Source organism: Brevundimonas sp. (assembly GCF_030656255.1).
Classification (GTDB): Bacteria; Pseudomonadota; Alphaproteobacteria; order Caulobacterales; family Caulobacteraceae; genus Brevundimonas.
In genome coordinates, this window is the sequence record NZ_JAUSOE010000026.1 from 1 (window position 1) to 26,481 (window position 26,481).

Sequence of the window (26,481 nt, forward strand, 5' to 3'; positions counted from 1 at the left end):
GCCCACCTGGCCGGCGAGATCGAGAAGCGCGGGATCAAGGTCATCCTTGGCTGCCAGCACGAGAAGATCGAAAAGACCGCCACCGGCCTGGTCAACCATCTCGAGAACGGGATGAAGCTGGAGACGGACGTGGTCATGTTCGCCACCGGCCGCATCCCCCACGTCAAGGGCCTGGGCCTGGAGGCGGCCGGGGTCGAGTTGAACGATGAAGGCGCGATCAAGGTCGATCCCTATTCCAAGACTACGGCCGACAATATCTGGGCTATCGGCGACGTCACCGACCGTATGAACCTGACGCCCGTCGCCATCCGCGAGGCCGTCGCCTTCCACCAGACCGTCTATCGCGACAATCCCCAGCATTTCGACTACGAGGCCGTCGCCACCGCCGTCTTCAGCCAGCCGCCCGTGGGCATCGTCGGCTTGACGGAATCCGAGGCGCGTCGGTCGTGTTCCGCCGGGGTCGATGTCTATGTGACCCGTTTCCGGCCGATGAAATACGCCTTTACCGGCTCGGAGGAGCGCGTCCTGATGAAACTGGTGGTCGACGCCGAAAGCCAAAGGGTGGTCGGCGTCCATATCGTCGGCCCGGACAGCCCGGAAATGATTCAGCTCGCCGCTATCGCCGTGAAGGCCGGCCTGACCAAGGCCCAGTGGGACGCCACCTGCGCGGTCCACCCGACCATGGCCGAGGAACTGGTCACGATGAGAGAAAAACAGTCGGGCGCGACCTCGGCGGGGTAAAAGGCGTCTTTAACCTGCTTCGTTCTGCCTAATGCCGCATTTTTACAGTGTCTTGCGTCGGTTTGCTGACAATGTGAGGCCGCTCGCGGAACAGTTCGATCAGGTCCAGGCGCGCGCCGTCTGGAACCGGCGTGGCGCTGGGGCCGTCATTTCGGAACAGCATCAACTGGGTGTCGCCGACCCCGGCCATCGGCCAGTCCGGCCGCCCCACTCCATTGGGGTCGCCGGACCGGGAGAAGGCGGTCCAGTAACCCATCATCGCCGCCGAGGCCGCGACATCAGCCTCGCGGACCGGATAGGGCAGAAGCGGCAAGGTTCCGAACACATAGGGGCGCTCGATGGCGTGGGTCGCTCCGCCGTGCGGTTCGGGATTGTCTGGCGACGAGATGTCGAACCGGTACAGATAGGCCGGGTGTCCCGCCGCCGTGTGCAGCCGCGCCAGCCGCCGCGCCGGCTCCGAGAAGACGGCGTCGGTGATGAAGCCCCGGTCAAAACCCGCCTCCCCGCCATAGGCCGCCGTGATGGTCGCGCGCTCTAGCCAGGTCAGGTCGTCGTCGATCATGCCATAGCCGTTGCGATCCGACGGCTTCATCCACCAGAACTCGGCGCTGTTGGTCCCGATGACCATCGGCACGGGCGCCTGCCGCCCGGCCCGGAACACCGCCTCGACGGTTCCGGTCACGATCCGACCGTCGATCAGGGTCAGGTCGCCATTGGCGAAGACCGGCGCCGGGGTCAGCAGCAGTTCGACCGGGGCGGCGCGCAGATCCGCCGCCGTCACCAGATTGTGGCCATGCGCCCAGACCTCGCCCCGTTCGCGCGCCGACGGCAGGTCATAGGCGCCGCGCCGGTCCAGCGGGGTCTGCAACTCGCGCCCCAGCCCCGACTGCACGATGGCGCGGTCGAACAGGCCCCGCGCGGGCGGTGCGATCATCATCCGCGTGACGATGGCCCCGCCCGCCGACTCGCCGAAGATCGTCACATTGGCCGGATCGCCGCCGAAGGCCGCGATGTTCGCCCTGACCCACTGCAGGGCCGCGATGACGTCCATCAGACCATAGTTGCCCGCCGCATCGTCCGCCGGCCGTTCCGCCGCCAAGGCCGGGTGGTCGAAGAAGCCCAGCCGTCCCAGCCGATAGTTCAGCGTCACCACAACCATGCCCTGCCGGGCCAGGTGGGATCCGTCGTACAGGGCCGCTGTGCCCGATCCATTGACCAGGCCGCCGCCGTGAATCCACACCATGACCGGGGCCGGCGACGCGACGTCGGTCGGCCGCCAGACGTTGAGGTTCAGGCAGTCCTCGCTCATCGGCAAGGGGCCCACGCCGGGGTCGCCCTGCGGCGTGGCCTGGATGCAGATCGGCCCATAGGTCGAGGCGTCGCGCTGCCCTTCCCAGGTCGGCGCCGCGCCGGGCGGTCGCCAGCGCTGTTCCGCCACCGGCGGGGCCGCATAGGGGATGTTCTTGAACGCGGCGACCGTGTCGTCGGCGCGCCCGGCCAGAGCGCCCTGCGCCAACTGGACGACCGGCTGTGCGGCGGGCGGCTGATCTGTCGGTTGAGCCATCATGAGGGAGAGGGTGGCCAAGGCGCCGGCAAATGTCATGTGCCGTCCTTAGCAAATTCTCCCGACACGCCAATGACGATCAGGTGAAAGGCGAATTCTGGGTACGGTGGCGAACTCTTTGCCGCTTCGGGCGTTCGGCACCGGTTGAGCTGGGGTGTAGATTGACAGTACAGATGAAACCGGGCGCTTCCGTAGTCGACTTGGCGACAGCCTTTGAGGCGTCGCCAAATCCCTATCTGCTGCTCACGCCGGATCTGCGTATCGCTGAGGTCAATCAGGCCTATGTCGAGGTCACAGGCGCTCGCCGCGACGACATCCTGGGCCGCCCCTTGTTCACGACCTTCGACGCGGGCCCCGGTGAAGATGCGCCCGAAAACGTGCGTCAGGTCCGGGCGTCCCTGGAGAAGGCGCGCGACACCCGCCAGCGCGATCACCTCGCCGTCGTGCGATACGCCATGCCGCGTAGATTGTCTGACGGCCAGGAGGTGTTCGAGGAACGAATCTGGAGCGCAACCCACACGCCCTTGCTGAATGCTGAAGGCGATGTCGTGCTGCTTCTTCAACACACGATGGACATCACCGATCTGTCGCCGGCCATCCGGCCCGATGAACCGACAACGGCCCTGGACGCCCTGATCGGCGGGTCGGTCCTGCGGCGAGCCCAATCGGTTCAGGAGGACAATCGTCGCCTGGAGAGCGAGCGCAACCGCCTGGTCGAAATGTTCATGCAGGCGCCGGGGTTCGTGGCCATCCTGACCGGTCGCGACCACTGTTTCCAGATGCACAATGACGCCTACAGCCAGTTGATCGGCCATCGCGACATCGCGGGCAAACCGGTGCGCGAGGCCCTGCCGGAATTGGCTGGTCAGGGCTATTACGAGTTTCTGGATACGGTCTTCGAGACGGGCGAACCCTATGAGGGTCGCGAAAGTCTGGCGAAACTACAACGGACCCCCGGGGGAGCGCTGGAAACCCTCTATCTCAACTTCATCTATCAGCCGATCCGTGACGAGGCTGGCGCCGTGGTCGGCATCTTCGTTCAAGGTCATGACGTCACGGACAATGTCTTGGCGACCCAGCGCCAGAAGCTGATGATCGATGAGTTGAACCATAGGGTGAAGAACACCCTCGCCACGGTCCAGTCGATCGCCATCCAGACCGCGCGTTCCCACGTCGACCCCGCCACCTTCGCCGCTACCTTCCAGTCGCGGATTCTGGCCCTGTCCCACACCCACGACCTGTTGACGCGAACCCACTGGGAAGGCGCGGATCTGCGGGCGATCCTGGAACACGAGACCGAAGCCTTTGGTCCGACCCGGATCAATCTCAACGGCCCGGCGACCGCTTTGCCCCCCGCCACAGCCCTGTCCCTGGGCATGATTTTCCACGAGCTTGCGACGAACGCCGCCAAGTACGGCGCCCTCTCCACGCCGGATGGGCGTGTTCTGATCGACTGGAGTTTGGCGGATCAGCGCGACCGCAAGCTGAAGCTGATCTGGCGCGAAATGGATGGGCCGAAAGTTACGCAACCGGACAGAAGAGGCTTCGGTAGCCGATTGATTGAACGAAACATTCGTCACGATCTGGCGGGGGAGATCGATCTGGTCTACGCCAGCGGTGGATTGATTGCGGAACTGACGGTTCCACTCGACAGGACGCCCGCCCCATGACCCAACCCCTTAACGGCCGCCGCGTACTGGTGGTGGAAGACGAATCCCTGGTCGCCATGCTGCTCGAGACCATCCTCGAGGACATGGAGTGTATTCTCGTCGGCCCCGCGTCCAATATCGACGACGGCGAGGCCATGGCCCGCGACACCGTCGATCTCGACGCCGCCCTGCTGGACGTCAATGTCGCCGGGCGTCAGGTCTTTCCGGTCGCCGAGGCGCTGAAGGCGCGCGGCGTGCCCTTCGTCTTCTCCACAGGATACGGCGAAGGCGGATTGCCGGAGGAATGGCGCGGCGCCACCACCATTCAGAAGCCCTTCACCGAGGCCGCCGTTCGAGACGCCTTGATGAAGGTCATGGGCGTCGCTCAGGTTTAGGCGGCCAGGTCGGCAGTAAAGCTCCTCTAGGCCCTTACGCCGTTTTTCCAGCGGCCGTGCAGCATGGGCTTGCCCAACCAATAGGCCAGTTCGGCGGGACGCTGGATATCCCAGGCCGCCAGGTCGGCGGCCTTGCCGACCGCCAGGGTTCCGATCTGATCTTGCAGGCCGAGGGCCCAAGCGGCCTCACGCGTCGCGCCCGCCAGGGCTTCTTCCGGCGTCAGGCGAAACTGAACACAGGCCAGGTTGAGAGCGTCGGTCATCGAGGCGACGGGAGAGGTGCCGGGGTTGCAGTCGGTCGCGACGGCCATGCGAACGCCATGGCCGCGCAACAGAGCGACCGGGGGCGCCTGGGTTTCGCGCAGCATCAGAAAGGCGCCGGGCAGCAGAACCGCCGTCACTCCCGCCCGCGCCATGGCTTTGATCCCGTCTTCCGTCGCGTGCTCTATATGGTCGGCCGACAGGGCGCCGTAACGCGCAGCCAAGGCCGCGCCGCCTCCGTTCGACAACTGATCGGCGTGCAGCTTGACCGGCAGGCCCAGGGCGTGGGCCTTGTCGAACAGACGCGCCACCTCCTCGATCGAGAAGGCGATAGGCTCGCAATAGGCGTCCACGGCGTCCACCAGCCCCTCGGCCTGGGCGGCGGGCAGAATGTGATCGACGGCCAGATCGACATAGGCGGCGCGGTTGGCCCGGTGCTCGGGCGGTACGGCGTGCAGACCCAGATAGCTGGTGCGCACACGAACCCCGCCTTCGCGGCCGATGCGCCGTGCGACCCGCAGCATCTTCAATTCGCTGTCCTGATCCAGCCCATAGCCCGACTTGATCTCGACCGTGGTGACGCCCGTGGCCTTCAGCCCCTCCAGCCGGTCCATGGCGGAGACGAACAGTTCGTCTTCCGACGCCGCGCGCGTGGCCTTGACCGATGAGATGATCCCGCCGCCAGCGCGAGCGATGTCCTCGTATGTGGCTCCGCCCAGCCTCTGTTCGAATTCGCCTGAGCGGTCGCCGCCGAAGACCAGATGCGTGTGGCAATCGATCAGTCCCGGCGTGAGCCAGCGCCCCTCAAGACGCTCGGTCGCGACCGCTTCCACGGAGGGCAAGTCCCCGCGGGGTCCGATCCAGGCGATGCGGCCGTCGGTGATGACCACGGCGGCGTCGCGGATGGCGCCATAGGCGGCCCCGCCCGGGACCATGGTGGCGGCGTGACAGTCGATCAGCAGGCGGTCGGCCTTCATCGGCTCTGGTCCTTGGCATGGGCGGATGAGAACAGGGCCACCAGATCATAGCGATCCCCTGGAAACACCTGACGCACCCGCGTGACGCCCTGGCCGTCGCGCCAGGTCCGTCTTTCGACGGACAGACAGGCTGCGCCGGGCTTGATCTGCAACAGACGCGCCGTCGCGACGTCGGCCTCCATGGCGCCGATCCGGTTCTCGGCCTGGGTCCAGGGTTCATAGTCCAGAAGCCAGGTTCCAGGCGGAGTGGATTGAAAATCCACTCTTATCGCTTGGGGCGCAACGGCCAGGGCGATCAGTCGACGCTCCAGAGCCAGCGGAATTGAATCCGCACTATGCAGGCAGGTCAAGGCCAGCAGCGGACCGCCGGCGGCGAGTTCAAATTCGGCGGCGCCGTCTGGACCACGTTCCACCTGGTCCAGCAGCCTGTAGCCATAGGCCTGGCCCCGCTCCATCACCTCGGCTCGCAGGTCAGGGATGGCCAGAAAGGCGGCATGGGCCTTGGGCTGGGCCACGAAGCTGCCCGCACGCCGCCGCCGCGTGACCAACCCCCTGCCCGCCAGTTCCGACAGCGCCTTCGAGACTGTGGCGCGCGAACAGCCGTACTGGGCGGTCAACTCGTGTTCGAAGGGAATGCGGGCGCCCGGCGAAAGCTCGCCCGAAAGTATGCGGCCTTCGAGATCTACATAGATTTGGCGGTGCAGGGGCTCCGGCGTCATCCCAGCACCCTGTCCAAGGCCTTGCGGTATCGTGCCTGGATGGCGGCGCGCGCCACATGCCGCCCATCGCGCACCACCTGCCGTCCCGCCCGCCAGACCGATGCGACGGCGCCGGCCGGCGCGCCGAAAATCCAGCTATCCAGCAGGGCGTCGCCCGTACGGCCATGGAAGCCGACGCCGCGCGTGTCCAGGCAAACAAGATCAGCCGGGGCGCCGATGACCAGTTCCTGCGGCGCGCCGCCGGCCTGGCGTCCGCCCGTCAGAGCGCGTTCGAACAGGGTGCGGCCAGTGGAGCGCTCCGCATCCGCCATGACCGAACGGCCCTTTAGGGCCAGCCGCTGGCTGTATTCCAGCATCCGCAGTTCCTCGGCCACACCGATCTGCACATTGGAGTCCGTCCCGATGCCGAACCGCCCGCCCGCCCGCGCATAGGCGGCGGCCGGAAAGACGCCGTCGCCCAGATTGGCCTCCGTGATCGGGCACAGGCCGACGACCGCGCCCCGTTCGATCACGCCCCGCCACTCCGCCTCGGTCACATGGGTCGAGTGGATCAGGCACCAGCGCGGATCGACCGTGGCGTTGGCGAGCAGCCATTCCACCGGTCGGGCGCCGGACCAGGCCAGGCAGTCTTCGACCTCCTTGGTCTGTTCGGCCACATGGATATGGATGGGCCCGTCGCCCGCCAGACCCGGCATGGCGGCCAGTTCAACCGGGCTGACAGCCCGCAGACTGTGCGGCGCGACCCCCACCACAGCGTCCGCCATGTCGGCGGTCAGGACGCGGCAGCGGTCGGTCAGATCCGCGAACCCGTCCAGATCGGTAATGAACCGTCTCTGTCCCTGGGACGGCGCCAGGCCGCCAAAGCCGGCGTGGGCGTAGAAGACCGGCAGCAGGGTCAGGGCGATGCCGGTCGTCTGGGCCGCTGCGACGATCCGCGCCGCGATCTCTCCTCTGTCGGCATAGGGCGCGCCGGACGGGGCGTTGTGAAGATAGTGGAACTCGGCCACGCGGGTGAAACCGCCCTCCAGCATTTCGGTGAAGGACAGGGCGGTGATGGCTTCGATCTCATCCGGCCCGCCCCGATCAAGGAAGCGGTACATCAGGTCGCGCCAGGTCCAGAAATCGTCGTCGCCGTGCTGGCCCTGGGGACCCCGCGCCTCGGTCAGACCGGCCATGGCGCGCTGGAAGGCGTGGCTGTGGACATTGACGACGCCGGGCAAGGCCACGCCCTGGCCTTCGTCGGTCGGCGCGCGGGATACGCCGGTTTCGAGGCTTGAAATCCGACCCTTCACCATGCCGATCCGCACATCCCGCGCCCAGCCGTCTGGCAAGAGGGCGGCCTCGAACCAGAGGGTGCGATCCACAGGCTGCGGCTCAAGGCTCACTGGACAGGTCCGTCTTGTTGCGATCAATATGTCTAGACATACCACGACGGATCGATTTGGCGAGGGAGGCCGAGATGACGCGTGACTGGCTGACCGTTAAGGAGGGGACGACGCCCCTGGTGATCGGCCTGCCGCACACGGGGACCGAAATCCCGGACGCTCTGATGGCGCGGTTTCGATCCCCCTGGCTGGCACGCAAGGACGCCGACTGGTGGGTGGATCAACTCTATGATTTCGCCTCTGACTTGGGCGCGACCCTGGTTCGCACCTCAATTTCGCGCAGCGTCATCGACGTGAACCGGGACCCGTCGGGCGTATCCCTCTATCCCGGCATGACCACCACGGGGCTTTGCCCGGTCGAGACCTTCGACGGCGAGCCCCTGTATCGGGCCGGAGAAGCGCCCGATGCGGCCGAGATCGCAGAGCGTTGCGCAACCTGGTTTGATCCCTATCATGCCCAGCTGAAAGCCCAGATCGACCGGCTGCGCCTGCATGGCCCCGTTGTCCTCTATGACGCTCATTCGATCCGTTCTGTCGTCCCGCGGCTGTTCGCCGGCGAGCTGCCGCAGTTCAATATCGGCGACAACGACGGGACCACCTGCGCCCCCGAACTGACCCAGGCCGTCGAGGCCGCCTGCGCGATCAGCGGCTCCAGCCTGATCGTCAACGGCCGGTTCAAGGGCGGCTGGACCACCCGTCACTACGGCCGGCCCGAGGCCGGGGTTCACGCCATCCAGATGGAGTTGGCGGACCGGGGATATATGCGCGATCCGGCGCGCCCTGTGTCGCCTGACAACTGGCCCAGTCCCTATGAGCCGGAGCGGGCCGAGCCGATGCGTCGAAACCTGCACCGCGTCCTGACCGCCTGTATCGCCTTCGCCGAGAGCCAGACATGAACCAGCCGAACGCTCGCATCATCCGAAGCCCGCGCGGCCCGGAAAAGACGGCCAAGACCTGGGCGGCCGAGGCGGCCATGCGGATGTTGATGAACAATCTTGATCCAGAAGTGGCTGAACGCCCTCAGGATCTTGTCGTTTATGGCGGTATCGGCAAGGCGGCGCGCGATTGGGCCGCCTTCGACAAGATCGTGGAGACCCTGAAAACGCTGGAGGCGGATGAGACGCTTCTGGTCCAGTCGGGCAAGCCGGTCGGGGTGTTCAGGACCCATGCCGACGCCCCGCGCGTCCTGATCGCCAACTCCAACCTGGTGCCCAAATGGGCGACCTGGGAGCATTTCTCAGAACTCGATCGCAAGGGCCTGATGATGTACGGCCAGATGACGGCCGGCTCCTGGATCTACATCGGCACCCAGGGCATCGTCCAAGGCACCTATGAGACCTTCATGGAGGCGGGCCGCCAGCATTACGGCGGGGACTGGTCCGGAAAATGGATCCTGACCGCAGGTCTGGGCGGCATGGGCGGCGCTCAGACTCTGGCGGCGACCATGGCGGGCGCGTCCTGCCTGGCTGTGGAATGCCAGCAAAGCCGGATCGAGATGCGGCTGAAGACACGCTACCTCGATGTGATGGTCCAGACGCTGGACGAAGCCCTGGCCCTGATCGAAGACGCCAACCGGACCGGAAAACCCATATCCATCGGCCTGTTAGGAAACGCTGCCGATGTCTTGCCTGAGATGGTCAGGCGCGGCGTTCGGCCGGACTTGGCGACCGACCAGACCAGCGCCCATGATTTGGTCAACGGCTATCTGCCGGCCGGTTGGACCGTCGCCGAGTGGGAAGACAAGCGGGTCAGCAATCCAGCCTCGGTCACGGCGGCCGCCCGATCCTCCATCGCCGCGCATGTCGGCGCCATGCTGGACTTCCAGTCGGCAGGTGTTCCTGTCGTCGACTACGGCAACAATATCCGTCAGGTCGCCTTTGACGAAGGTGTGACGAACGCCTTCAACTTTCCCGGATTCGTGCCCGCCTATATCCGCCCCCTGTTCTGCCGTGGGATCGGACCATTCCGATGGGCGGCCCTGACCGGCGATCCCGACGACATCCGCAAGACCGATGCCGCGATGAAGCGGCTGTTCCCGGACAACGCAGGTCTGCATCGCTGGCTCGACATGGCCGGTGAACGTATCGCTTTCCAAGGACTTCCAGCCAGAATCTGCTGGATCGGATTGGGAGAGCGTCACCGCGCGGGCCTGATGTTCAACGACATGGTGGCGGCCGGGGAACTGTCGGGCCCCATCGTGATCGGCCGGGACCATCTGGACTCCGGCTCGGTCGCCAGTCCGAACCGTGAGACCGAGGCCATGATGGACGGATCGGACGCTATTTCGGACTGGCCCCTTCTCAACGCGCTTCTGAACACAGCCTCGGGCGCCAGCTGGGTGTCGCTGCACCACGGCGGCGGGGTCGGCATGGGTTATTCTCAGCACTCGGGCGTCGTGATCGTCGCCGACGGCACGCCGGAAGCGGCGCAGAGGCTGGAGCGCGTGCTTTGGAATGATCCGGCGACGGGCGTCATGCGCCATGCCGACGCCGGTTACGACATCGCCCGCGCGGCGGCCCGCGAACACGGCCTGAACCTCCCCAGCCTGAAGGCCTGACCTCCATGACGACTCTGACCCTCGGCCGCTCGCCCATGACCCTGGCCCAATTGCGCGGCGTTCTGGACGGCCCCGTGACGGTCGCCGTCGCCCCTGAAGCCTGGACCGATGTGGACAAGGGCGCCGCGACCATCGCCGCCATCGTGGCCGAAGGGCGCACCGTCTATGGGGTCAACACCGGGTTCGGCCTGCTGGCCAACACCTCCATCGCGCCCGCCGACCTGGAGACCTTGCAGCGGAACCTGGTGCTCAGCCATGCTTGCGGGGTCGGCCCCCTGCTGCCGGACAGCGTGACGCGGCTGCTGATGGTGCTGAAGATCGCCTCCCTGTCACGCGGCGCTTCAGGTGTTCGGCGCGAGACGCTCGAAGCCCTGATCGCCCTCGTCAACGCCGATATCCTGCCCTGTATTCCATCCAAGGGCTCGGTCGGGGCCTCGGGCGACCTTGCCCCTCTGGCCCATATGAGCTGCGTTCTGATCGGGGTCGGCGAGGCCCGGCGCAAGGGCGAGACTTTGGAAGCCGGGGCCGCGCTTGAGAGGGCTGGGCTCAAGCCTCTGGTCCTGGGACCGAAAGAGGGGCTGGCGCTGTTGAACGGGACGCAGTGTTCCACCGCCCTGGCCCTGGCGGGTCTGTTCGCGGCCGAAGCGGTCTTCGCCGCCGGCGTGGCGGCGGGCGCACTGTCGGTCGACGCCCTGAAGGGATCGGACGCGCCGTTCGACGCCCGCATCCACGCGCTGCGGGGGCAACCCGGTCAGATCGCCGTGGCCGCACGCCTCAGAGCCCTGATGGCGGGTTCGGCTATCCGCGACAGCCACCGGGACGACTGCGCCAAGGTGCAGGACCCCTATTCGCTGCGCTGTCAGCCTCAGGTCATGGGGGCGGTGCTGGACGTTCTGGCGACGGCGGCCGCGACGCTGGAACGCGAGGCCAACGCCGTAACAGACAATCCCCTGGTCTTCATCGAGGACGGCGATGTCATATCCGGTGGAAACTTCCATGCTGAACCCGTTGCTTTTGCTGCTGATCAGATCGCCATGGCCCTATGCGAAATCGGCAATATCTCCGAACGCCGGACCGCCATCCTGGTCGATCCGAAGATGAGCGAACTGCCGGCCTTCCTGGTCAAGGAAAGCGGCCTGAACTCGGGATTCATGATCGCCCAGGTCACGGCTGCGGCCCTGGTGGCCGAGAACCGTATGGTGGCCCATCCGTGCAGCGTGGACACGGTTCCCACCAGCGCCAATCAGGAAGATCATGTTTCCATGGCCACCCACGGCGCGCGGCGGCTGCTGGACATGGCCGAGAATACGGCGACCGTGGTCGGAATCGAACTGTTGGCGGCGGCCCAGGGGCTGGAATTCCATCGTCCCCTGACCAGTTCGCCCCTGCTGGAACAGGTCTTCGCCGTCGTGCGTGAAGCGGCCGCGCCCTACGCCAGCGACCATTATTTCGCGCCGGATATCGCGAGGGCGACGGACGGGGTGCGAGCTGGACTTTATCGCCGGTTCGCGGAGGACCTGCTGCCCTCCGCCTGACGGGTTCAGAGGGCCAGAATGCCCAGATGCTCCAGCAGGATCATCGTGCCCAGACTGATCAGGGCGACGCCGCCGATCAGTTCCGCCGCCTTGCCGAACTTCAGGCCAACGGCCTTGCCGATCAGCATGCCGATGGTCGTGGAGACGAAGGTGGTGAAGCCGATCGAGGCGGCGATGACCCAGATATTGGCGCCCAGGAAGGCCAGGCCCACGCCCACGGCCGCCGCGTCGATGCTGGTGCCGACGGCGGTGGCGATCAAGGCCCAGGGTCCGGACTTGCGAGGGGTCTCGTTTTCTTCGGCTTCGCGCGGTTTGGCGCCTTCCCAGATCATCTTGCCGCCGACGACCGCCAGCAGGACGAAGGCGATCCAGTGGTCGATCCGCTCCACCAGACCGGCGGCGACCAGACCGAGACTCCAACCGATCAGAGGCGTGATGGCCTCGATGACGCCGAACACCAGGCCTGCCTTCACGGCCTGAGGCACGGAGGGGCGATGCGAGGCGCCACGACCAACGGCGGCCGCGAAGGCGTCCGTGGACATGCTGAGCGACAGAATGGCGATGGTCCCTGGGGTCATGACGAAATCAATCCACCGGACGCAAGACAGCGGCTCCACGCCGGCCGGTGCGGCGGTGGAACGCGCTGGTCTCGCTAGGCGGTGTTTCCGCTGGTCGGACCACGCGTCGAAACGCGAGTGTGTTGACCCGACCCCGGCGAACTGACGCCGGAAGCTACTCCCCAACAGGAAGCGGTCCCGTACACGCCAACGCGGTCGATTGGCAACCGCGTCAGATCGCCGATGACGCGACAACGGATCGCTGGGCGCGCAACGGCGCGACCGGACGATCAGTCGAAAGGTTGAAGCGGTGCGCGACGAAGCTGAGCCAGGTTCGCGGAATTGGTGCAGAAACAGACGGTGCGGAGCTGTCGGATCATGGTCTGAAAATGCTCGACCACGGCGTCGGTGGACACCGTCGCGGCCTTCAGCACTCCGGAGGCCTGTCCGACGATGTCGGCCCCCAATCGAATAGCGCGGGCGACGTCCACCCCATCCCTTACCCCGCCTGATCCGATCACCACAGCGTCCGGGCAGGCGCGGCGCACATCGACGATGGCCTGGGGCGTGGTCACCCCCCAGTCGGCGAAGGCGGCGGCGTGGATCCGGTCTTGTGAATCGGTCGCCCGCTCTCCCTCGATCAGCGCCCAGTTTGATCCGCCCGCGCCGGCGACATCCACGGCGGCGGCGCCCATGTCGATCAGGAGGCGCGCAGTTCGGCCCGACAGGCCGGCCCCGGTTTCCTTGACCACCACCGGCGTCTCGATCTTGCGGATCAGCGCCTCCAAGGCGGCGCCGACGCCCCACCAGTCGCGATCACCTTCGGGCTGGCAGGCTTCCTGAAGCGGGTTCAGGTGCACGACTAGGGCGTCCGCACCGATCATCTCGACCGCCCGCCGCGCCTCGTCCAGACCGAAACCCCGCGTCAATTGCGCCGCGCCGATATTGGACAGGATGGGGGTGTCGGGCGCCCGATGACGCAGGCTCCTATCCAGGCCGCCGCTGGCCCCCTCTTCCAGGGCCGTGCGTTGCGACCCGACCGCCAGGGCGATTCCCAAGTGCTGGGCCGCCTCGGCCAGACGGGCGTTCACGGCCTCGGCCCGCGCCGGGCCGCCGGTCATGGCGCTGATCAGCAGGGGCGCCTTTAGCCGACGGCCCAGGAAATCGGCGCCCAGGTCGATCTTGTCATGATCCAGATCCGGCAGGGCCTCATGCACGAACCGGATCGCGTCGAACCCGGCGTCGCGGGCGTGGCGGCCGCGCCCGGACAGCACCACGTCGAGGTGCTGATCCTTGCGGCCAGGGGCGCCGGGCGAAATAGCGTCGGTCATTCGGCTCGCCTAGGACCGGATCGTGGCCCGGATGGGGCCATCAGGGCTGGCGTTCGACGGTCAGGGCATAGGCCCCCGTCTCATTCGGCCCCAACGACCGGGCGCGGACGACGAACCAGCCGTCTTCCGGCGCGGTCCAGTCCAGCTTGGCATGGGTGTCCGAAAGACTGTCGTCGTCCGTCGCCAAACTGGTGAAGTCCTCGCCATCCTCGCCCAGGTCGATGAAGGCGTCGAAGGCGTTGGAGACCAGGGTGATCCGCAGCTTCTCGTCCTTCTTCGCCTGGAACCGATAGGCGTCGTAATAGGCGCCTTCATCGATCAGGGCGTCGGAAAGGCTCAGGGTTCCGCGCGCCGTCGCGCCGACCAGAATACTGCCGGGCTTGGGCTCGGGGCCGCGATCAATCAATTCCAGCGAATAGAGCCCCTTCTCCTCGTTCGACAGGGGTGAGGCCCGCAGGATGTAGTCGCCGGAAGACGGCAGGGTGAAGTTCAGACGGGAATCCGTGCCCTCGCCCAGTCCGTCGTCATCGCTCGACAGGGCGGAGAACTCCTCTTCAGCGGCGCTGATCTCAAGATAGGCGTCGAAATCGCCGGATCGCAGAACGGCCTGGACGCGCTGGCCCTCCTGGCCGGTGAAGACATAGGCGTCATAGTGTTTGCCTTCGTCGCTCTGGGGCTTTTCGGGCGTGATCTCGCCTTCCACGGTCTGGCCGAAGGTGATCGCAGACGGCGCAGGGGGCGGGGCGACTTCGCTGATCTTGAGGGTGAAACGGCCTTCGCCGTCATCGCTCAGGGCGCGCGCCTCGATCACATAGTCGCCGGCCGTCTCCAGCGTCTGGACGATGCGTGAGTCCGTGCCCGAGCCGGCGCCGTCGTCGTCCTGGTTCAGGACCGAATTGTCCGACGCCTTGCGCAGCGTCAGATAGGTGTCGAAATCCTTCGACGACATCTCGATGGCGACGCGCTGGCCCGCCTCCGCCGTGAACCGATAGAATTCGGCGCGCTGGCCGTCGTCATTCAGTCCCGTCTCGTCGTTCAGGCTTGCATCCAGGCTATCGCCGATGGCGATGGGCTTGGCCGGCGGCGCAGGCGGCGCTTCCGCCAGACCTAGAGTGTAGGCGCCCTCCCCGTCCCTCAGCGCGGTGGCGCGAATCACATAATCCCCAGCGGTCGGCGCGCTGAAGATCAGGCGCGAGTTCAGTCCGTCGTCGGGGCCGTCGTCGTTCTGAGCCAGTTCTACGAAACCGGGCCCGTTCATCCGGCCGACGCGAACCAATGGATCGAAGGCTTCGGATTCCAGGGTGACGATCACCCTCTGACCTGTAGAGGCGCGGAAGCTGTAGGCGTCGTAACGGCCGCCGTCTTCCTGCTCCGGGTCGCGGTCGGTCAGTTCCCCGGCCCGCTCGTCGCCTATACGCACGCCGACAGGACGCGGCGCGCGCGGGGGCGCGGGGCGTTCGCGCAGGGACAGGCTGTAGTCCCCGCCTTCCAGCCCGGCCAGGGTGCGGGCGCGCAGGACATAGGTTCCGCTCGATTCCGGCGTGAAGCGCAGTCGGGCGTCCGTGTCTTGGCCCAGCCCATCATCGTCTTCGGCCAGAGGTTCGTCCCCGCCTTCGGCATAGACGGCCAGATAGGCGTCGAAAGAGTCGGACCGCAGCACGGCCTCCAGCCTCTGGCCCGCGCGCGCCTCGAATCGGTAGGCGTCATAGCGATAGGCGTCGTCGCCGGTCGTCGCCGCATCCGCCTCGGTCAATGCGCCGTCCACCGCCGCCCCGATACGCAGGCCTTGAACGTCCTGAGCCAAGGCGGGCGAGACGGCCCAGACGAGGGCCAGGGCGCTGGCGGCGGCGGCGAGGGACGAACGCTTCATCAAGAACACTCCGGAGTTTGTCGTGGATCATAGACGCCGAACCATGACGGCTGTAAATCGCCGCATCCTCATCCCCCGGAGTCTTCCCCATGTCGGCCGAGCCCACACGCGCGACCCTGATCGACGGCAAGGCCTATTCGGTCGATCTGGTGGACCGCGCCGCCGCCGCCGCCGCCCGCCTGGAAGCCAGCCAGGGCGTCAAGCCGGGCCTGGCCGTCGTCATCGTCGGCGAGGATCCCGCCAGCCAGATCTATGTCCGCAACAAGGGCGAGACGACCCTGCGCGCCGGCATGCGATCCGACACCCACCGCCTGGACGAGACCACGACCCAGGACGAACTTCTGGCCATGATCGCCCGGTTGAACGCCGATGCCGGCATCCACGGCATCCTGGTTCAGCTGCCCCTGCCGAAACACATCGACTCCTCGGTCGTCCTCGACGCCATCGATCCCGACAAGGATGTGGACGGTTTCCACGTCGTCAACGCCGGGCGCCTGGCCGTCGGCCTGCCGGGTCTCGTTCCCTGCACCCCCCTGGGCAGTTTGATGCTGCTGAAGGATCAGCTGGGCGATCTGACAGGCCTGAACGCCGTCATCGTCGGCCGGTCAAACATCGTCGGCAAGCCGATGGCGCAGCTGTTGCTGGGCGAAAGCTGCACCGTCACCATCGCTCATTCCAGGACCCGCGACCTGCCTGCCCTCTGCCGCACCGCCGACATCCTGGTCGCCGCCGTCGGCCGGCCGGAGATGATCAAGGGCGACTGGATCAAGCCGGGCGCGACCGTGATCGACGTCGGCATCAACCGCGTGCCCTCCGCCGATCCGGTCAAGGCGGCCGAGGGCAAGACCCGCGTCGTCGGCGACGTCGCCTTCAAGGAAGCGGTCGATGTGGCCGGGCGGATCACGCCGGTGCCGGGCGGGGTCGGGCCGATGACCATCGCCTGCCTGCTGGCCAACACCTATTCAGCGGCCTGTCGGTCCATCGGCGTGGAACCGGAGCCATTGGACGCTTGAAGCGTTGCGGTCCTGAGACGATAGTCGTCGCACCGGCGCAATCGCCGACAGGGGAAAATCCATGGCTCGTCCAACCGCTCGCGCTCTGGCTCTGACCGCCGCTCTCGTCGTGGCACCCGCCGTCACCGGCTGCGGCTACAACACCATCCCGACCAAGCAGGAACGGGCGGAAGCCGCCTGGGCCGATGTGCAGAGCCAGTATCAAAGGCGCGCCGACCTGGTGCCCAATCTGGTCGCCACCGTCCAGGGCGCGGCGATCCAGGAACGCACAACGCTGACGGACGTGATCAACGCCCGCGCCCGCGCCACCTCGGTCAATGTTTCGGCTGAGGACCTCAGCAATCCGCAAGCCTTCCAGCAATATCAGCAGGCTCAGGGCCAGCTGTCCGGCGCCCTCTCGCGCCTGCTGGTGTCGGTCGAGGCCTACCCTCAACTTCAGGCCAATCAGAACTTCCTGACCCTGCAGTCGCAGTTGGAAGGCACCGAGAACCGGATCACAATCGCCCGCCGCGACTACAATGAGGCCGTGCGCGACTACAACACCACCCTGCGTACCTTCCCGAACGTGATCTGGGCCAAGACGGTGCATAGCGGGTCGCAGCCGATGCAGTTGTTCACCGCCACGGCGGAGGCCCAGTCGGCGCCCCAGGTGAGCTTCAATCTGAACGGCGCTCCGGCCGCCGCTCCGGGCGGAACAGCGGCCCCGGTCGCCCCGGGTTCGACCCCGCCGGCCCAGTGACCGCCCTCCCCGTTCGGACACGGCGTCCAGCGGGCGTCGTGACGGCTCTGTTCGGCCTGATGGCCGTTCTGCTGTTCGCCCTTCCGGCCACGGCGCAGACCAAGCTTGATTTTCCACCCCTGTCCGGGCGGGTGGTTGATCAGGCCGATCTGCTGGACGCCGCGACCGAACAGGCGCTGACGGAGAAGCTTGCGGCGCTCGAAGCCAAATCCAGCGATCAGCTGGTCGTGGTCACGGTCCGCAGCCTGCAAGACCAGGAGATCGAGGACTACGGCTATCAGCTGGGCCGCGCCTGGGGCATCGGGCAGAAGGAGGGCGACAACGGCGCCCTGCTGATCGTCGCCCCGACCGAACGCAAGGTGCGGATCGAAGTCGGGTACGGGCTGGAGCCGATCCTGACCGACGCCTTCTCGTCCATGGTCATCCGCGACGACATCCTGCCGGCCTTCCGCGACGGCGACTATCAGGCTGGAATCGTGAAGGGGGTGGACGCCCTGATCGTTCAGTTGGTGCTCGATCCAGCCGAAGCCCAGGCGCGAGCGGCGGCCGCAGCGACCGAGCCAGAGGGCGGCGCCGCCGCGCCGATCCTGCCGATCATCATCATCGGTTTTATCTTCGTCATCTTTCTGGTCGGCGCCATCGGGTCGGGCGGACGCGGGCGTCGCCATCGTCGCGACGGCGTCACCCCCATCCTGATCTGGGCGGCTTCCGAGGCTTTGAGAAACGCCGGTCGCGGCGGCGGTGGCGGCTTCGGCGGGGGCGGAGGAGGATTTGGGGGCGGCGGCGGAAGCTTCGGCGGTGGCGGGGCTTCGGGAGGATGGTGATGCGATTTACCAAGGACGACCGGGCGCGGGTCGCCGGCGCCATCGCCTCGGCCGAGCGCGGCACCTCGGGCGAAATCTTCTGCGTCGTCGCGCGCGGGGTCTCATCCTATCTGGACGTCAGCCTGGCCTGGGCGGCCGGGGCCGCTCTTTTGGCGCCGACCGCGCTCATCCCTTTGGGCTTCAATCTGTCATGGCCGCTCGGCGACGGTTGGGAGGCCGCCCACGTCTCAGCCCAGGCCGCCGGCGTCGGTCAGGCCCTGGCCTTCTACGCTTTGGTCCAGGCGGTGATCTTCGTCGGGGTCTTCCTGCTGACCCGTATCCCGCCGGTCCTGCGTTGGGTCACGCCGCGCGGTCTGCGTCGGGCCCGTGTGCGCAAGGCGGCCCTGCAACAGTTCCTGGCGCACGGCGTCCACGTCACGCGCGAGCGCACCGGCGTGCTGATCTTCGCCGCTCTGAAGGAGCATCAGGTCGAACTGATCGCCGACGAATTGATCCACCAGAAGGTCGATGAGGGGGTCTGGGCCGACGCCGTCGCCGCCCTGACCCGCGAACTGAAGGCCGGCCGACCGGTCGCCGGTTTCGAGGCGGCCATTGACCAGTGCGGCCGTGTCCTGGCGGCCCATTTCCCGCCGCGCGCCGATAATCCCAATGAGTTGCCGGATCATCTGATCCTGCTTTGATCGTCGTACCGGGGTCGCAATCGACGGCCAAAAGGCTTAGCCGTCCGCAGGTTTCGGACACGTCCTTGGGAAATCATGCCCCGCCTTCTGACCTATAACGTCCATCGCTGCGTCGGGACGGACAAGCGCCTGGACGTGGACCGCATCGTCGCCGTGATCGGCGAGCACGAGGCGGACATCGTCTGTCTTCAGGAACTCGACGTCGGCCGCGCCCGGACGGGCAAGGTCGATCAGGCCGAAGCCATCGCCGAGGGTCTGGCCATGACCTCGCGGTTCCATCCGGCCATGCGGGTCGAGGCCGAACTGTATGGCGACGCCATCCTGACGCCGCACCCGGAGACGCTGATCCGCGCCGACGCCCTGCCGACGGTGCGCGGCATCCCCGGTCTGGAGCCGCGCGGCGCCATCTGGTCCGAGATTCAGATCGGCGGCGTCGGCGTCAATGTGCTGACCACCCATCTGGGCCTAGTCCCGCGCGAACAACGCTTGCAGGCGGCGGCCTTGGCGGGGACCGGCTGGTTGGCCGGTTGCACCGGCCCCACCCTGCTGGCAGGCGATTTCAACGCCACCTCGATCACTCGCCCCTACCAGACGCTGGCGCGCCGATTGGGCGATTGTCAGCGCCTGTTGAACCTGAAGCCCTCGGTCAAGACCTTCCCCTCGGGCTTCCCCGCGATCCGCATCGACCATTGTTTCGTCAGCCCGGAAATCCGCATCACCGGCGTCAAGGCGGACTTCTCGCCCCTGGCTCGGGTCGCCTCGGATCACCTGCCGCTGATCATCGACTTCGAGATCGTTCAGCCGGTCAGCTAGTTAGCCGGGGGCCTGACCGCCTTCGGACGCCGGGCGCGTGCGGTGCGAACGGTTCAGCCGCTTCCACGGCCGCCAGGCGTCCGTCGACGAGGTGGGGTCGCCCAGTTGCCATTCGGCGAAGATCCGCTGGATCTGCGTCGGCGGATCGGATCCCAGCGGCTTCAGCCGGTCGCTGGCGAAGCTGCAAATGGCCGCCCCCGTCGATCCCAAAACCGCCTCCACCGCCGCGAAATCGTCGGCGGGAACCCCGATCCAGTGACCGATGGTGCGGTGACGGTGATGGACGATGACCGCCCGACCGGCGGCATCGGTCGGTTCGACGGCGACGTCGCATTCGGTGTCCAGCCCCATCGACCGGTTGTTCAGATTGGACGAGCCGATCCGCAGCAGCCGATCATCGATGATCGACACCTTGGCGTGGACAATGATCCGGTCGCCCTCCGCCGTGAGGGGCGCGAAAGCGAAGAAGCGATTGTACTTATCGGCCCTTTCCAACCGGTACAGCACCTCGGCGCGGGCCGTGTCCATAGTCATGCTGTCGAACCAGCTAGGGCTCTTGCCTGTCGAAACCAGCACCACTTCCGGACCGTCCACCTCGGCCAGACGCTCGGCCAGGGCGGCGGCGATGATCGGCGAGGTGAAATACTGGTTCTCAAAATAGATCAGGCGCTTCGCCCGCCGGATCGCCTCCAGATACAGGGCCTCGTTCTCACGCACCTCGTGGCGGCCGCTCCATTTGGGTTCGGTGCGGGCGATGCCGACCGGCGCCTCGGTCATCTGCACCGGCACGCCGTCAGGCCAGGGGTCGCTCTTCACCTCGTCCGGCACGGTCCGTTCCCAGGTCGCCTTGAACCAGCGTTCGCGCGCCAGATCGCCCAAGGCGCGAGCGGCCGGCCCATCCATCACGCACATCACCTCATGCCGGGCCTTGCAGATCACGCCGTTCGGCAGGGCGCGACGCGGATCTCCGTCCAGATGCTCGTCGGAATCCCACCGATCCGTCGAGATGTCGCCTCCGCCGCAGAAGGCGACGCGGTCGTCGATGACGATGACCTTCTGGTGGTGGCAGGCGCCGATGGGGCCAGGGGCGTCCATACGGAACTCGACCATCCGCTTGCGGAACCAGCGCTGGGCCCGGTGGGGATAGAAGCCCTGGGACGCTGCGATCAGCAAGGGCGACTTCCAGATCAGCAGCCGGATATCCAGGTCCGGCTTGCGCTTCACCAGCATGCGCAGCTGGTGGCCGATTTCATGCTGTTTTTCGCCGGGCCGGGTCTCGGGGTCCAGGTGGGTGCGGGGATCGAATTGCCAGCCCAGGACGACGATGGATCGTTCCGCCTTCTGAAGGGCGGAGGACAGGGCGTCGAAATAGGTTTCGTTCTCCATCAGGATGGAAAACCTGTGCGCGATTTCGCTGCGCCAGACGCCCGCTCCGGGGGTCAGCAGACTGCCGTCATAGCTGTCGCCGTCTTGGGTCATTCAGCCTGCCTGCCCGATTCGCATGACACCGCGATGCGGACGCCCTCGCCTTCTCCGTTTCATGCACATCACGCTCGGTCAATCTTTACGCAGCGGGATTGTGACGTTCGCCAAAAAGGCGCATAAAACAATCGGCCATGGGGGCTGTGGGAGACGCCTTCTATGCAGGCGCTTGTGGAACTGATCGCAGGCTTCATTGCATTGCTGGCGGCTGCCGTATTGTCGCAGTTCGGCGTTGATATCCATTCACCCCAGCCTGCTGAGCGCGAAGTGCACCGCAGCTCAGACTGCCGTCCGGACAAGGCCGCCGCCTTCACTGCAGAAACCAAGCGCGATTGCTGATCGCGAACAGTCCACGTCTGTTGGATCTGTACGGCTTGGACCTTGGGTTTTGACTCGCTAGGGTCGAATCGGCGCGTTTTCGCGCGCCGCGCGCATGAATCGAGCTCGACGCCTGATGAAATCCCGTAACCGGCCGCCGCTTAAACTGACCAACGAAGAGGCTGTCCCGCCCCTCGAGGCGTCCGATACGCCTGCGTCTGACACCGAAACCGAGATCGAGGTGGAGCCGACGCTGAAGGTTGAGGCCGAGCCGCACGCGGAAATGGAGCCCCTGCCCGCGCGGCCTCCCGAACGGCCCATGTCCGAACGTCGCCGCCGCCGTTTGGCGGAAGAGGCGCGTCAGGCCGAGGAACGCGCCGCAGCCGCTCTGAAACCTAAGCCAGAGCCCCTGCCCGAGGCCAGGCCTGCCCCGCCGCCGGTGGAACCTCTTGACGTCATTCCGACCCTCGCGCCGGAGATCGATCCGGAACCGATGTTCGAATCCTCCGCCGCTGTCGAGATGGCCGTGGCCGCAGGCAAGCCCCCGGCGCCGTTCGAGCTGTCGTCGCCTCAGACCCTGAGATCAAGCGTTTCCGCCCGTGCGGCAGCCACCGCGAGCGGGCGGACCGCCTATCTGATCGCCGTCCTGGCCTCCGCCCTGTGGATCGGCGGCGTGGCTTCATGGGCGGCTTATGAGTTCGGCTCCGGCGCGTCGGAACTGGATCCGTTGCGCTTCGCCATCTACGCCCTGATGGCGCTGGCCCCGGCCGGCCTCGCCATCATGTTGGCCCACGCTGTCCGTCAGGGCGCCGGCCTAGCCGCCGAGACTCGGCGCGCCCGCGATATGGCCGAGGCCCTGGTCGCCCCCACCGCCCTGGCCGCCCAGCAGACCGGCCAGGTGCTGAATTCCCTACGGACCGATATCGACCACGCAGCCCTCGCGGCCGAACGCGCTCGTAACGACATGGTCCTGTTGCGCCAGGCCCTGGCCGAGGAGACGGATCGCCTGAACGCGGCGGCTGAGAACGCCGGCCGTACGGCGCGTCGCCTGACCGAAAACCTGGCGCGCGAGCGTGATCAGATGCAGACACTGGGCGTCCATCTCGACAGCCAGGCCACAGGCGTCATCGATGCGGTCGAGCGTCAGTCGCGCATGGTCGCCGACGCCTCCGACCTGGCCCAGGCCCAACTCCGCGAGGCCGAAGCCGCCCTGGCCGCTCGCGCCGCCGATCTGGCCGCCGCCGCCGGCGAGGCCCAGGACGCCGCCCGCGTCGCCGCCGATGACCTGGCCCGCCAGACCATCCGCCTGGAAAACGCCGGATCCGGCGTGGCCGAACAGATTCAGTCGGTTGAACAGGGGCTGAGCCAGCAGCGCGCCGCTCTGGTCACGGCCGCCTACGCCCTGCGTACCGATCAGGAGGACTTCTCCGCCCAGGTCGAGAGCCAGCGCGCCCAACTCGTCGAAAATCTGTCGGCGACACGCACCGCCGCCGATGAAATGGGCCGGACGTCTCAGACCTCGATCGAGAGCCTGCGCGAGATCCTGGAAGCCGCCGGCGACCAGTTCCGCGCCCTGGTGGACATGTCCCAGCGCGAGGCTGACGGTTTCGACGCCGCCACCAAGGTTTCGCTGGATCGGTTCGAGGCCCTGGCCGCCGACGCCCGCGATACCCTGATGGAGGAAACCCGCCGCGCCCTGGAACAGATGCGCGCCACGGCGGAAGACTCCCGCGCCGCCGCCGCCGACGCCTCCGAACAGGCGCGACTGCGCGCCGACCGGCTGGGCGAGGCCCTGTTCGAGGCGGCCCAAAAGGCCGATCAGGCCGCCGACGCCCGGATCGAGGACGCCCGTCGCATCGTCGGCCAGACCTCCGGCCTGGTCGATGAGGCCGGAGAGCGGATGGTCAAGCGGTTGGAAAGCCTGGTGGATCGCCTCAACTCGGCCCTGTCGGAGATCGACACCGCCGTGGCCGATGTGGACGAACGCGCCGCCCGCCTGCCGGAACAGGCGCGCGCCCGCGTCGACGCCGTGCGGGCCAGCGTAGAGGAAGGCCTGGCCTCGCTCGCCGCCGCCTCGCGCAAGGCCGCCGAGGACACCGAGGCTCTGGATGTCGGCTTCCAGGAACGGGTTCGCCGCAACTATGACATGCTGACCGAGGCCGTGCGTCTGATGGGCGTGGTGTCCGGCGACGCCCCGACCGGCCGGCTTCGCGAGGCTCCGCCCGAGCCGGAACGTCTTCGCCAGCCGCGAAGCGCGACCCCGACAGAGCCGTTGCCGGAAGACAAGGCGGCCGACAGAGGCTTCGGGCTTCGTAATCGTCTGCGTCTCGCTCCGACGGAAACGCCACGCGCCGCGCCGACGCCGGACGCCGGCCTCGACTGGAATGATCTGGTGTCCAACGGGCGCGACGATCAACCGCTGGAACTGGACACCCCGACGGCCAGCCCTGCCGAAACCGCCGCCCTGTCGGAGCGAGTCGCCGCCGCCATCCGCCGCATGGGCGTTGATCCCAATGCGCTCCTGCCCCGTTCACGCGTGGAAGAGGCGGCGCGTCTGCTTGGAAACGGCGACGCCGACGGCGCACGTCGCATCGTCCGTCGCGTGGCTCCGGCGGCCGTCCGCAGCGTCTCGCGCCGCGTGCTCAGCGACCCGGAACTGCGCACCGACGCCGAACGCTATGTGGCCGTGTTTGCACAGGACATTTCGTCCTATGCGCGGGCCGGCGACACCCTGGCCGTGCAGAACCGGCTGGCCTCTGACGGAGGGCGCGCCTTCATGTTGCTGGATGCTGCGGTGGGCGACCTCGGTTGAGGCTTGACGGCGGACCCAAGTTCGAGCCACCTGCCTTGGTCACGAAAACGTCACGCGCTGGGCGGGGTTAGGGTCAAAATGACGGACGAGACCGACCGGCCGGACCGACGCCCCGGTATCGCGATCTGCGCTTATGACGGCGAGAGCGGCTGGGATCTGGTCGAGGATCTGTCGGGCGAAGCTTGGAGCCCCCCAGGCGCCCGTACGATCCGCGTGTCCAAGGGCGACCCGGACGCCCTGGCCGACGCCTTGGGCGCCTATCTGAAGTCCGGCGACTGCCGCGCAGTTCTATTGGTCGGCCGCACCCAGAAGGGCGCCGGCTTCCGCCTCCAGATGCGGGCTGAAAACCGGGCTTTGGATCGAAAGGACCGTCTGTCCGTCACCGGTCCGGGGTTGGCCCGCACGACCGCCCCGGTCGCCGACATCCTGCGCGCCCTTCACGCCTCCGGCCTGCCCGCCGAAGCTTCGTCAGAGGCCGAGGACGACGCCGGCTCTTATCTGCTCTATCGCATTCTGGCCGACCTCGACGATGGGCCGCACACCCCCGCCGTGGGCCTGTTGCGCACGCCGGCGTCCGCCGATGAGACGGCGGTGAAGAAGGCGGTCAAGGCCGCCGCCTCGATCATGGCCGGCCATATGGCCCTGTCCCCGCGAACCTAGGCCCGAGCAACCAGCATCGGTTTCAAAGCCATGACGGCGATCAGGCCCAACCCGGCCAGCCCCGCCATCGCCAGATAACCGCCGGCGCCATAGGCGTCATACAGCGGACCGCTGGCCAGGGTCGCCAAGCCGATCAGAACCCCCGCCGATAAGGTGGAACTCAGGGTCTGGGCCGCCGTCTGGCTGTCGCGGGGCGCCAGCCGCTCGATCAGTTCGATCCCGGCCAGATAGCTGGCCGCAAAACTGAGGGCGTGCAGCGCCTGGAGCGGCCACAAGGCCCACAGCGTGGGAACCGCCGCCATCAGCCCCCAGCGCAGCACAGCCGCCAACGCAGCGAGCGCCAGCAGCGACCAGGCTCCGATCCCGCGCCGCCGACGCCAGGGATCGACAATCCACATGAAGCCGATCTCGGCCGCCACGGCGAAGGCCCACAACAGCCCAGTCAGATGCGATTCGATCCCTTGGCCCCGCCAAACGATGGCGGAGAAACCATAGTAGAAGGCATGGGCCGCCTGCACCGCGCCGATGGCGACCAGGGCCGTCACCAGAACCGGATCTTTCAACAGTCGCCCCATGCCCCGAAACCGATCCCAGCCGGGGATCGGTGGGCCGTCGTGCACCGGCTCGGCAGGCAGCACCCGCCAGGCCACGACCGCTATGCCCAGACAGGCCAGGGTCACGCCGATGATGACCGCCTCGGGTCCCGTCGCCCGAAGGATGAAGCCCACGGCGATATTGGCCACGACAAAGGCGGCTGACCCGAACCCACGCGGCACGGCGAAGCTGAACCCCTCACGACGCGCCAGCCGCAAGGCAAGCACGTCGGTCAGGGGGATGATCGCCGCCGCCCCCGTCGCGCCGATGAACCAGCAGACCGCCCATGCTGCGAATCCCTCGGACAGGCCCGCGGCCCCGTATCCCAGGCCGGCCACGGCGGCGAGAAGCGCGATGGGCGTGCGGCGATAGCGAAAACCATCGGCCCAGACCGCCAGGGCGGGACCCGTGACCAGCCGGCCCAGCATGGGCGCCGCCAGAAGAACACCGATCTCCGCCCCGCTCAGCCCCTGGGCGCGCATCCACAGGCCGGCGTAAGGCAGGCTGACGCCCAATCCGCCGAACATCAGGACGTATTGCAGCGCCGCACGCGATCTGGATCCCAATTCCATCGCCCGCGCATAGCAGACTTCCCGGATTCGTCAGGTTAGGTTCGTTGCATGACACCGAGTCGCAATCTGATCGTCTTCGCCGCGCTCAATGGGGCCCTGGCCGTCGCCCTCGGCGCCTTTGCGGCCCATGGGACGGGGCCTCAGGTCAAGACGCTGCTGTCCACCGGCACCCATTACCAACTGGCCCACGCCGTCTTCGCCCTGGCTTGCGCCCTGTGGACCGGCGGCGGGCGATGGGCGCGGATCGCCGGCTGGCTGGGGGCGGCGGGCGGGCTCGTCTTCTCGCTGGCCCTGGCCATCCTCGCCCTGCTCAGCCTGCCCGTCATGGGCGCCGTCGCCCCGATCGGCGGACTGCTGATGATCGCCGGTTGGCTTTGCCTGGCCTTTGCGGCATTGCGTTCCTAATCCTCAGTAAGGCCGCATACGGGCCCAA

Annotated in this window: 24 protein-coding genes and 1 riboswitch; of the genes, 15 read left to right on the plus strand and 9 right to left on the minus strand. The window is 67.1% G+C overall.

Going from position 1 to position 26,481, the window contains the following annotated elements; genetic code table 11:
- Nucleotides 1–741 (plus strand): FAD-dependent oxidoreductase (locus Q7J26_RS02190; RefSeq protein WP_304934877.1); only part of this gene is annotated, 741 nt, incomplete at its 5' end.
- A gap of 28 nt (nt 742–769) precedes the next feature.
- On the opposite strand, the gene Q7J26_RS02195 is transcribed toward Q7J26_RS02190, so the two are convergent.
- Nucleotides 770–2,344, minus strand: a complete 1,575-nt coding sequence (locus Q7J26_RS02195; RefSeq protein WP_304934878.1) for a carboxylesterase/lipase family protein — start codon at nt 2,342–2,344, stop codon at nt 770–772.
- A gap of 134 nt (nt 2,345–2,478) precedes the next feature.
- On the opposite strand from Q7J26_RS02195, the gene Q7J26_RS02200 reads away from it, so the two are divergent.
- Nucleotides 2,479–3,975 carry a sensor histidine kinase gene (locus Q7J26_RS02200; protein WP_304934879.1) on the plus strand — a complete coding sequence of 499 codons (1,497 nt, stop codon included), beginning with the start codon at nt 2,479–2,481 and terminating at the stop codon, nt 3,973–3,975.
- Nucleotides 3,972–4,349: a response regulator gene (locus tag Q7J26_RS02205; RefSeq protein WP_304934880.1), complete on the plus strand. Its 378-nt coding sequence runs from the start codon at nt 3,972–3,974 to the stop codon at nt 4,347–4,349. Before Q7J26_RS02200 ends, Q7J26_RS02205 begins: the two co-directional genes overlap by 4 nt.
- Before the next feature lie 26 nt (nt 4,350–4,375).
- Here the strand turns inward: Q7J26_RS02205 and hutI are convergent, their stop codons facing one another.
- From hutI to Q7J26_RS02220, 3 genes are read right to left on the minus strand one after another with little or no spacing between them, the layout of a single operon-like run.
- Nucleotides 4,376–5,587, minus strand: a complete 1,212-nt coding sequence (gene hutI, locus Q7J26_RS02210; protein WP_304934881.1) for an imidazolonepropionase — start codon at nt 5,585–5,587, stop codon at nt 4,376–4,378.
- Nucleotides 5,584–6,306 carry a histidine utilization repressor gene (gene hutC / locus Q7J26_RS02215; protein WP_304934882.1) on the minus strand — a complete coding sequence of 241 codons (723 nt, stop codon included), beginning with the start codon at nt 6,304–6,306 and terminating at the stop codon, nt 5,584–5,586. Before hutC ends, hutI begins: the two co-directional genes overlap by 4 nt.
- On the minus strand, nt 6,303–7,691 hold the full coding sequence (locus Q7J26_RS02220) for a formimidoylglutamate deiminase (RefSeq protein WP_304934883.1): 1,389 nt from the start codon (nt 7,689–7,691) through the stop codon (nt 6,303–6,305). The genes hutC and Q7J26_RS02220 overlap by 4 nt, the downstream gene beginning before the upstream one ends.
- A 74-nt stretch (nt 7,692–7,765) precedes the next feature.
- Between Q7J26_RS02220 and hutG the strand changes: the two genes are divergently transcribed.
- The 3 genes from hutG to hutH are packed head-to-tail and all read left to right on the plus strand — an operon-like array spanning nt 7,766 to nt 11,783.
- Nucleotides 7,766–8,587, plus strand: coding sequence for an N-formylglutamate deformylase (hutG, locus tag Q7J26_RS02225; protein WP_304934884.1), 822 nt, complete (start codon nt 7,766–7,768; stop codon nt 8,585–8,587).
- On the plus strand, nt 8,584–10,248 hold the full coding sequence (gene hutU / locus Q7J26_RS02230; RefSeq protein ID WP_304934885.1) for a urocanate hydratase: 1,665 nt from the start codon (nt 8,584–8,586) through the stop codon (nt 10,246–10,248). Before hutG ends, hutU begins: the two co-directional genes overlap by 4 nt.
- Before the next feature lie 5 nt (nt 10,249–10,253).
- Entirely contained in the window at nt 10,254–11,783 is a 1,530-nt protein-coding gene (gene hutH, locus Q7J26_RS02235) for a histidine ammonia-lyase (RefSeq protein WP_304934886.1), read from the plus strand.
- Nucleotides 11,784–11,788: 5 nt separating this feature from the next.
- Here hutH and Q7J26_RS02240 read toward each other — a convergent pair whose 3' ends face one another.
- The 3 genes from Q7J26_RS02240 to Q7J26_RS02250 all read right to left on the minus strand — a co-directional run bounded on the left by Q7J26_RS02240 (nt 11,789) and on the right by Q7J26_RS02250 (nt 15,541).
- Entirely contained in the window at nt 11,789–12,361 is a 573-nt protein-coding gene (locus tag Q7J26_RS02240) for a manganese efflux pump MntP family protein (protein WP_304934887.1), read from the minus strand.
- A gap of 9 nt (nt 12,362–12,370) precedes the next feature.
- Nucleotides 12,371–12,533, minus strand: a riboswitch (yybP-ykoY riboswitch).
- Nucleotides 12,534–12,630: 97 nt separating this feature from the next.
- Nucleotides 12,631–13,671: a type 2 isopentenyl-diphosphate Delta-isomerase gene (gene fni / locus Q7J26_RS02245; RefSeq protein ID WP_304934888.1), complete on the minus strand. Its 1,041-nt coding sequence runs from the start codon at nt 13,669–13,671 to the stop codon at nt 12,631–12,633.
- A 40-nt stretch (nt 13,672–13,711) separates the two neighbouring features.
- Nucleotides 13,712–15,541: a PPC domain-containing protein gene (locus Q7J26_RS02250; protein WP_304934889.1), complete on the minus strand. Its 1,830-nt coding sequence runs from the start codon at nt 15,539–15,541 to the stop codon at nt 13,712–13,714.
- A gap of 89 nt (nt 15,542–15,630) precedes the next feature.
- On the opposite strand from Q7J26_RS02250, the gene Q7J26_RS02255 reads away from it, so the two are divergent.
- The 5 genes from Q7J26_RS02255 to Q7J26_RS02275 all read left to right on the plus strand — a co-directional run bounded on the left by Q7J26_RS02255 (nt 15,631) and on the right by Q7J26_RS02275 (nt 19,610).
- Nucleotides 15,631–16,554, plus strand: a complete 924-nt coding sequence (locus Q7J26_RS02255) for a bifunctional methylenetetrahydrofolate dehydrogenase/methenyltetrahydrofolate cyclohydrolase (RefSeq protein WP_304934890.1) — start codon at nt 15,631–15,633, stop codon at nt 16,552–16,554.
- Nucleotides 16,555–16,615: 61 nt separating this feature from the next.
- Complete coding sequence (locus tag Q7J26_RS02260) at nt 16,616–17,293, plus strand: LemA family protein (RefSeq protein ID WP_304934891.1); 678 nt, start codon at nt 16,616–16,618, stop codon at nt 17,291–17,293.
- Between the two features lie 38 nt (nt 17,294–17,331).
- Complete coding sequence (locus Q7J26_RS02265; RefSeq protein ID WP_304934892.1) at nt 17,332–18,117, plus strand: YgcG family protein; 786 nt, start codon at nt 17,332–17,334, stop codon at nt 18,115–18,117.
- The gene (locus tag Q7J26_RS02270; RefSeq protein ID WP_304934893.1) at nt 18,117–18,797 is read left to right on the plus strand and encodes a TPM domain-containing protein; all 681 of its coding nucleotides are present in this window, start codon (nt 18,117–18,119) and stop codon (nt 18,795–18,797) included. Before Q7J26_RS02265 ends, Q7J26_RS02270 begins: the two co-directional genes overlap by 1 nt.
- Before the next feature lie 75 nt (nt 18,798–18,872).
- Complete coding sequence (locus tag Q7J26_RS02275; protein WP_304934894.1) at nt 18,873–19,610, plus strand: endonuclease/exonuclease/phosphatase family protein; 738 nt, start codon at nt 18,873–18,875, stop codon at nt 19,608–19,610.
- On the opposite strand, the gene Q7J26_RS02280 is transcribed toward Q7J26_RS02275, so the two are convergent.
- Nucleotides 19,611–21,089 (minus strand): phospholipase D-like domain-containing protein, encoded by a 1,479-nt coding sequence (locus tag Q7J26_RS02280; RefSeq protein ID WP_304934895.1) that lies wholly within the window; start codon nt 21,087–21,089, stop codon nt 19,611–19,613.
- A 162-nt stretch (nt 21,090–21,251) separates the two neighbouring features.
- On the opposite strand from Q7J26_RS02280, the gene Q7J26_RS02285 reads away from it, so the two are divergent.
- The 3 genes from Q7J26_RS02285 to Q7J26_RS02295 all read left to right on the plus strand — a co-directional run bounded on the left by Q7J26_RS02285 (nt 21,252) and on the right by Q7J26_RS02295 (nt 24,882).
- Nucleotides 21,252–21,431 (plus strand): hypothetical protein, encoded by a 180-nt coding sequence (locus Q7J26_RS02285; protein WP_304934896.1) that lies wholly within the window; start codon nt 21,252–21,254, stop codon nt 21,429–21,431.
- Between the two features lie 115 nt (nt 21,432–21,546).
- Nucleotides 21,547–24,222 carry a tipN gene (locus Q7J26_RS02290; RefSeq protein WP_304934897.1) on the plus strand — a complete coding sequence of 892 codons (2,676 nt, stop codon included), beginning with the start codon at nt 21,547–21,549 and terminating at the stop codon, nt 24,220–24,222.
- A 78-nt stretch (nt 24,223–24,300) separates the two neighbouring features.
- A complete protein-coding gene (locus Q7J26_RS02295) occupies nt 24,301–24,882 on the plus strand; it encodes a hypothetical protein (protein ID WP_304934898.1) in 582 nt (193 codons plus the stop codon).
- Here the strand turns inward: Q7J26_RS02295 and Q7J26_RS02300 are convergent.
- Nucleotides 24,879–26,048, minus strand: coding sequence for an MFS transporter (locus tag Q7J26_RS02300; RefSeq protein WP_370651895.1), 1,170 nt, complete (start codon nt 26,046–26,048; stop codon nt 24,879–24,881). The genes Q7J26_RS02295 and Q7J26_RS02300 overlap by 4 nt on opposite strands.
- Nucleotides 26,049–26,096: 48 nt before the next feature.
- Here Q7J26_RS02300 and Q7J26_RS02305 point away from each other — a divergent pair, with 48 nt between their 5' ends.
- Complete coding sequence (locus Q7J26_RS02305) at nt 26,097–26,453, plus strand: DUF423 domain-containing protein (protein WP_304934899.1); 357 nt, start codon at nt 26,097–26,099, stop codon at nt 26,451–26,453.
- Nucleotides 26,454–26,481 lie beyond the last annotated feature (28 nt).

Bases quoted from the DNA above. Each gene is read 5' to 3' on its own strand.
- Q7J26_RS02280 (WP_304934895.1), bottom strand. From the start codon at position 21,089: ATGACCCAAGACGGCGACAGCTATGACGGCAGTCTGCTGACCCCCGGA.
- Q7J26_RS02255 (WP_304934890.1), top strand. From the start codon at position 15,631: ATGTCGGCCGAGCCCACACGCGCGACCCTGATCGACGGCAAGGCCTAT.
- hutH (WP_304934886.1), top strand. From the start codon at position 10,254: ATGACGACTCTGACCCTCGGCCGCTCGCCCATGACCCTGGCCCAATTG.
- Q7J26_RS02270 (WP_304934893.1), top strand. From the start codon at position 18,117: ATGCGATTTACCAAGGACGACCGGGCGCGGGTCGCCGGCGCCATCGCC.
- Q7J26_RS02200 (WP_304934879.1), top strand. From the start codon at position 2,479: ATGAAACCGGGCGCTTCCGTAGTCGACTTGGCGACAGCCTTTGAGGCG.
- Q7J26_RS02240 (WP_304934887.1), bottom strand. From the start codon at position 12,361: ATGACCCCAGGGACCATCGCCATTCTGTCGCTCAGCATGTCCACGGAC.
- Q7J26_RS02250 (WP_304934889.1), bottom strand. From the start codon at position 15,541: ATGAAGCGTTCGTCCCTCGCCGCCGCCGCCAGCGCCCTGGCCCTCGTC.
- Q7J26_RS02300 (WP_370651895.1), bottom strand. From the start codon at position 26,048: ATGGAATTGGGATCCAGATCGCGTGCGGCGCTGCAATACGTCCTGATG.
- Q7J26_RS02275 (WP_304934894.1), top strand. From the start codon at position 18,873: ATGCCCCGCCTTCTGACCTATAACGTCCATCGCTGCGTCGGGACGGAC.
- Q7J26_RS02285 (WP_304934896.1), top strand. From the start codon at position 21,252: ATGCAGGCGCTTGTGGAACTGATCGCAGGCTTCATTGCATTGCTGGCG.
- hutG (WP_304934884.1), top strand. From the start codon at position 7,766: ATGACGCGTGACTGGCTGACCGTTAAGGAGGGGACGACGCCCCTGGTG.
- hutU (WP_304934885.1), top strand. From the start codon at position 8,584: ATGAACCAGCCGAACGCTCGCATCATCCGAAGCCCGCGCGGCCCGGAA.
- hutC (WP_304934882.1), bottom strand. From the start codon at position 6,306: ATGACGCCGGAGCCCCTGCACCGCCAAATCTATGTAGATCTCGAAGGC.
- Q7J26_RS02290 (WP_304934897.1), top strand. From the start codon at position 21,547: ATGAAATCCCGTAACCGGCCGCCGCTTAAACTGACCAACGAAGAGGCT.
- Q7J26_RS02205 (WP_304934880.1), top strand. From the start codon at position 3,972: ATGACCCAACCCCTTAACGGCCGCCGCGTACTGGTGGTGGAAGACGAA.
- hutI (WP_304934881.1), bottom strand. From the start codon at position 5,587: ATGAAGGCCGACCGCCTGCTGATCGACTGTCACGCCGCCACCATGGTC.
- Q7J26_RS02195 (WP_304934878.1), bottom strand. From the start codon at position 2,344: ATGACATTTGCCGGCGCCTTGGCCACCCTCTCCCTCATGATGGCTCAA.
- Q7J26_RS02260 (WP_304934891.1), top strand. From the start codon at position 16,616: ATGGCTCGTCCAACCGCTCGCGCTCTGGCTCTGACCGCCGCTCTCGTC.
- Q7J26_RS02295 (WP_304934898.1), top strand. From the start codon at position 24,301: ATGACGGACGAGACCGACCGGCCGGACCGACGCCCCGGTATCGCGATC.
- Q7J26_RS02305 (WP_304934899.1), top strand. From the start codon at position 26,097: ATGACACCGAGTCGCAATCTGATCGTCTTCGCCGCGCTCAATGGGGCC.
- fni (WP_304934888.1), bottom strand. From the start codon at position 13,671: ATGACCGACGCTATTTCGCCCGGCGCCCCTGGCCGCAAGGATCAGCAC.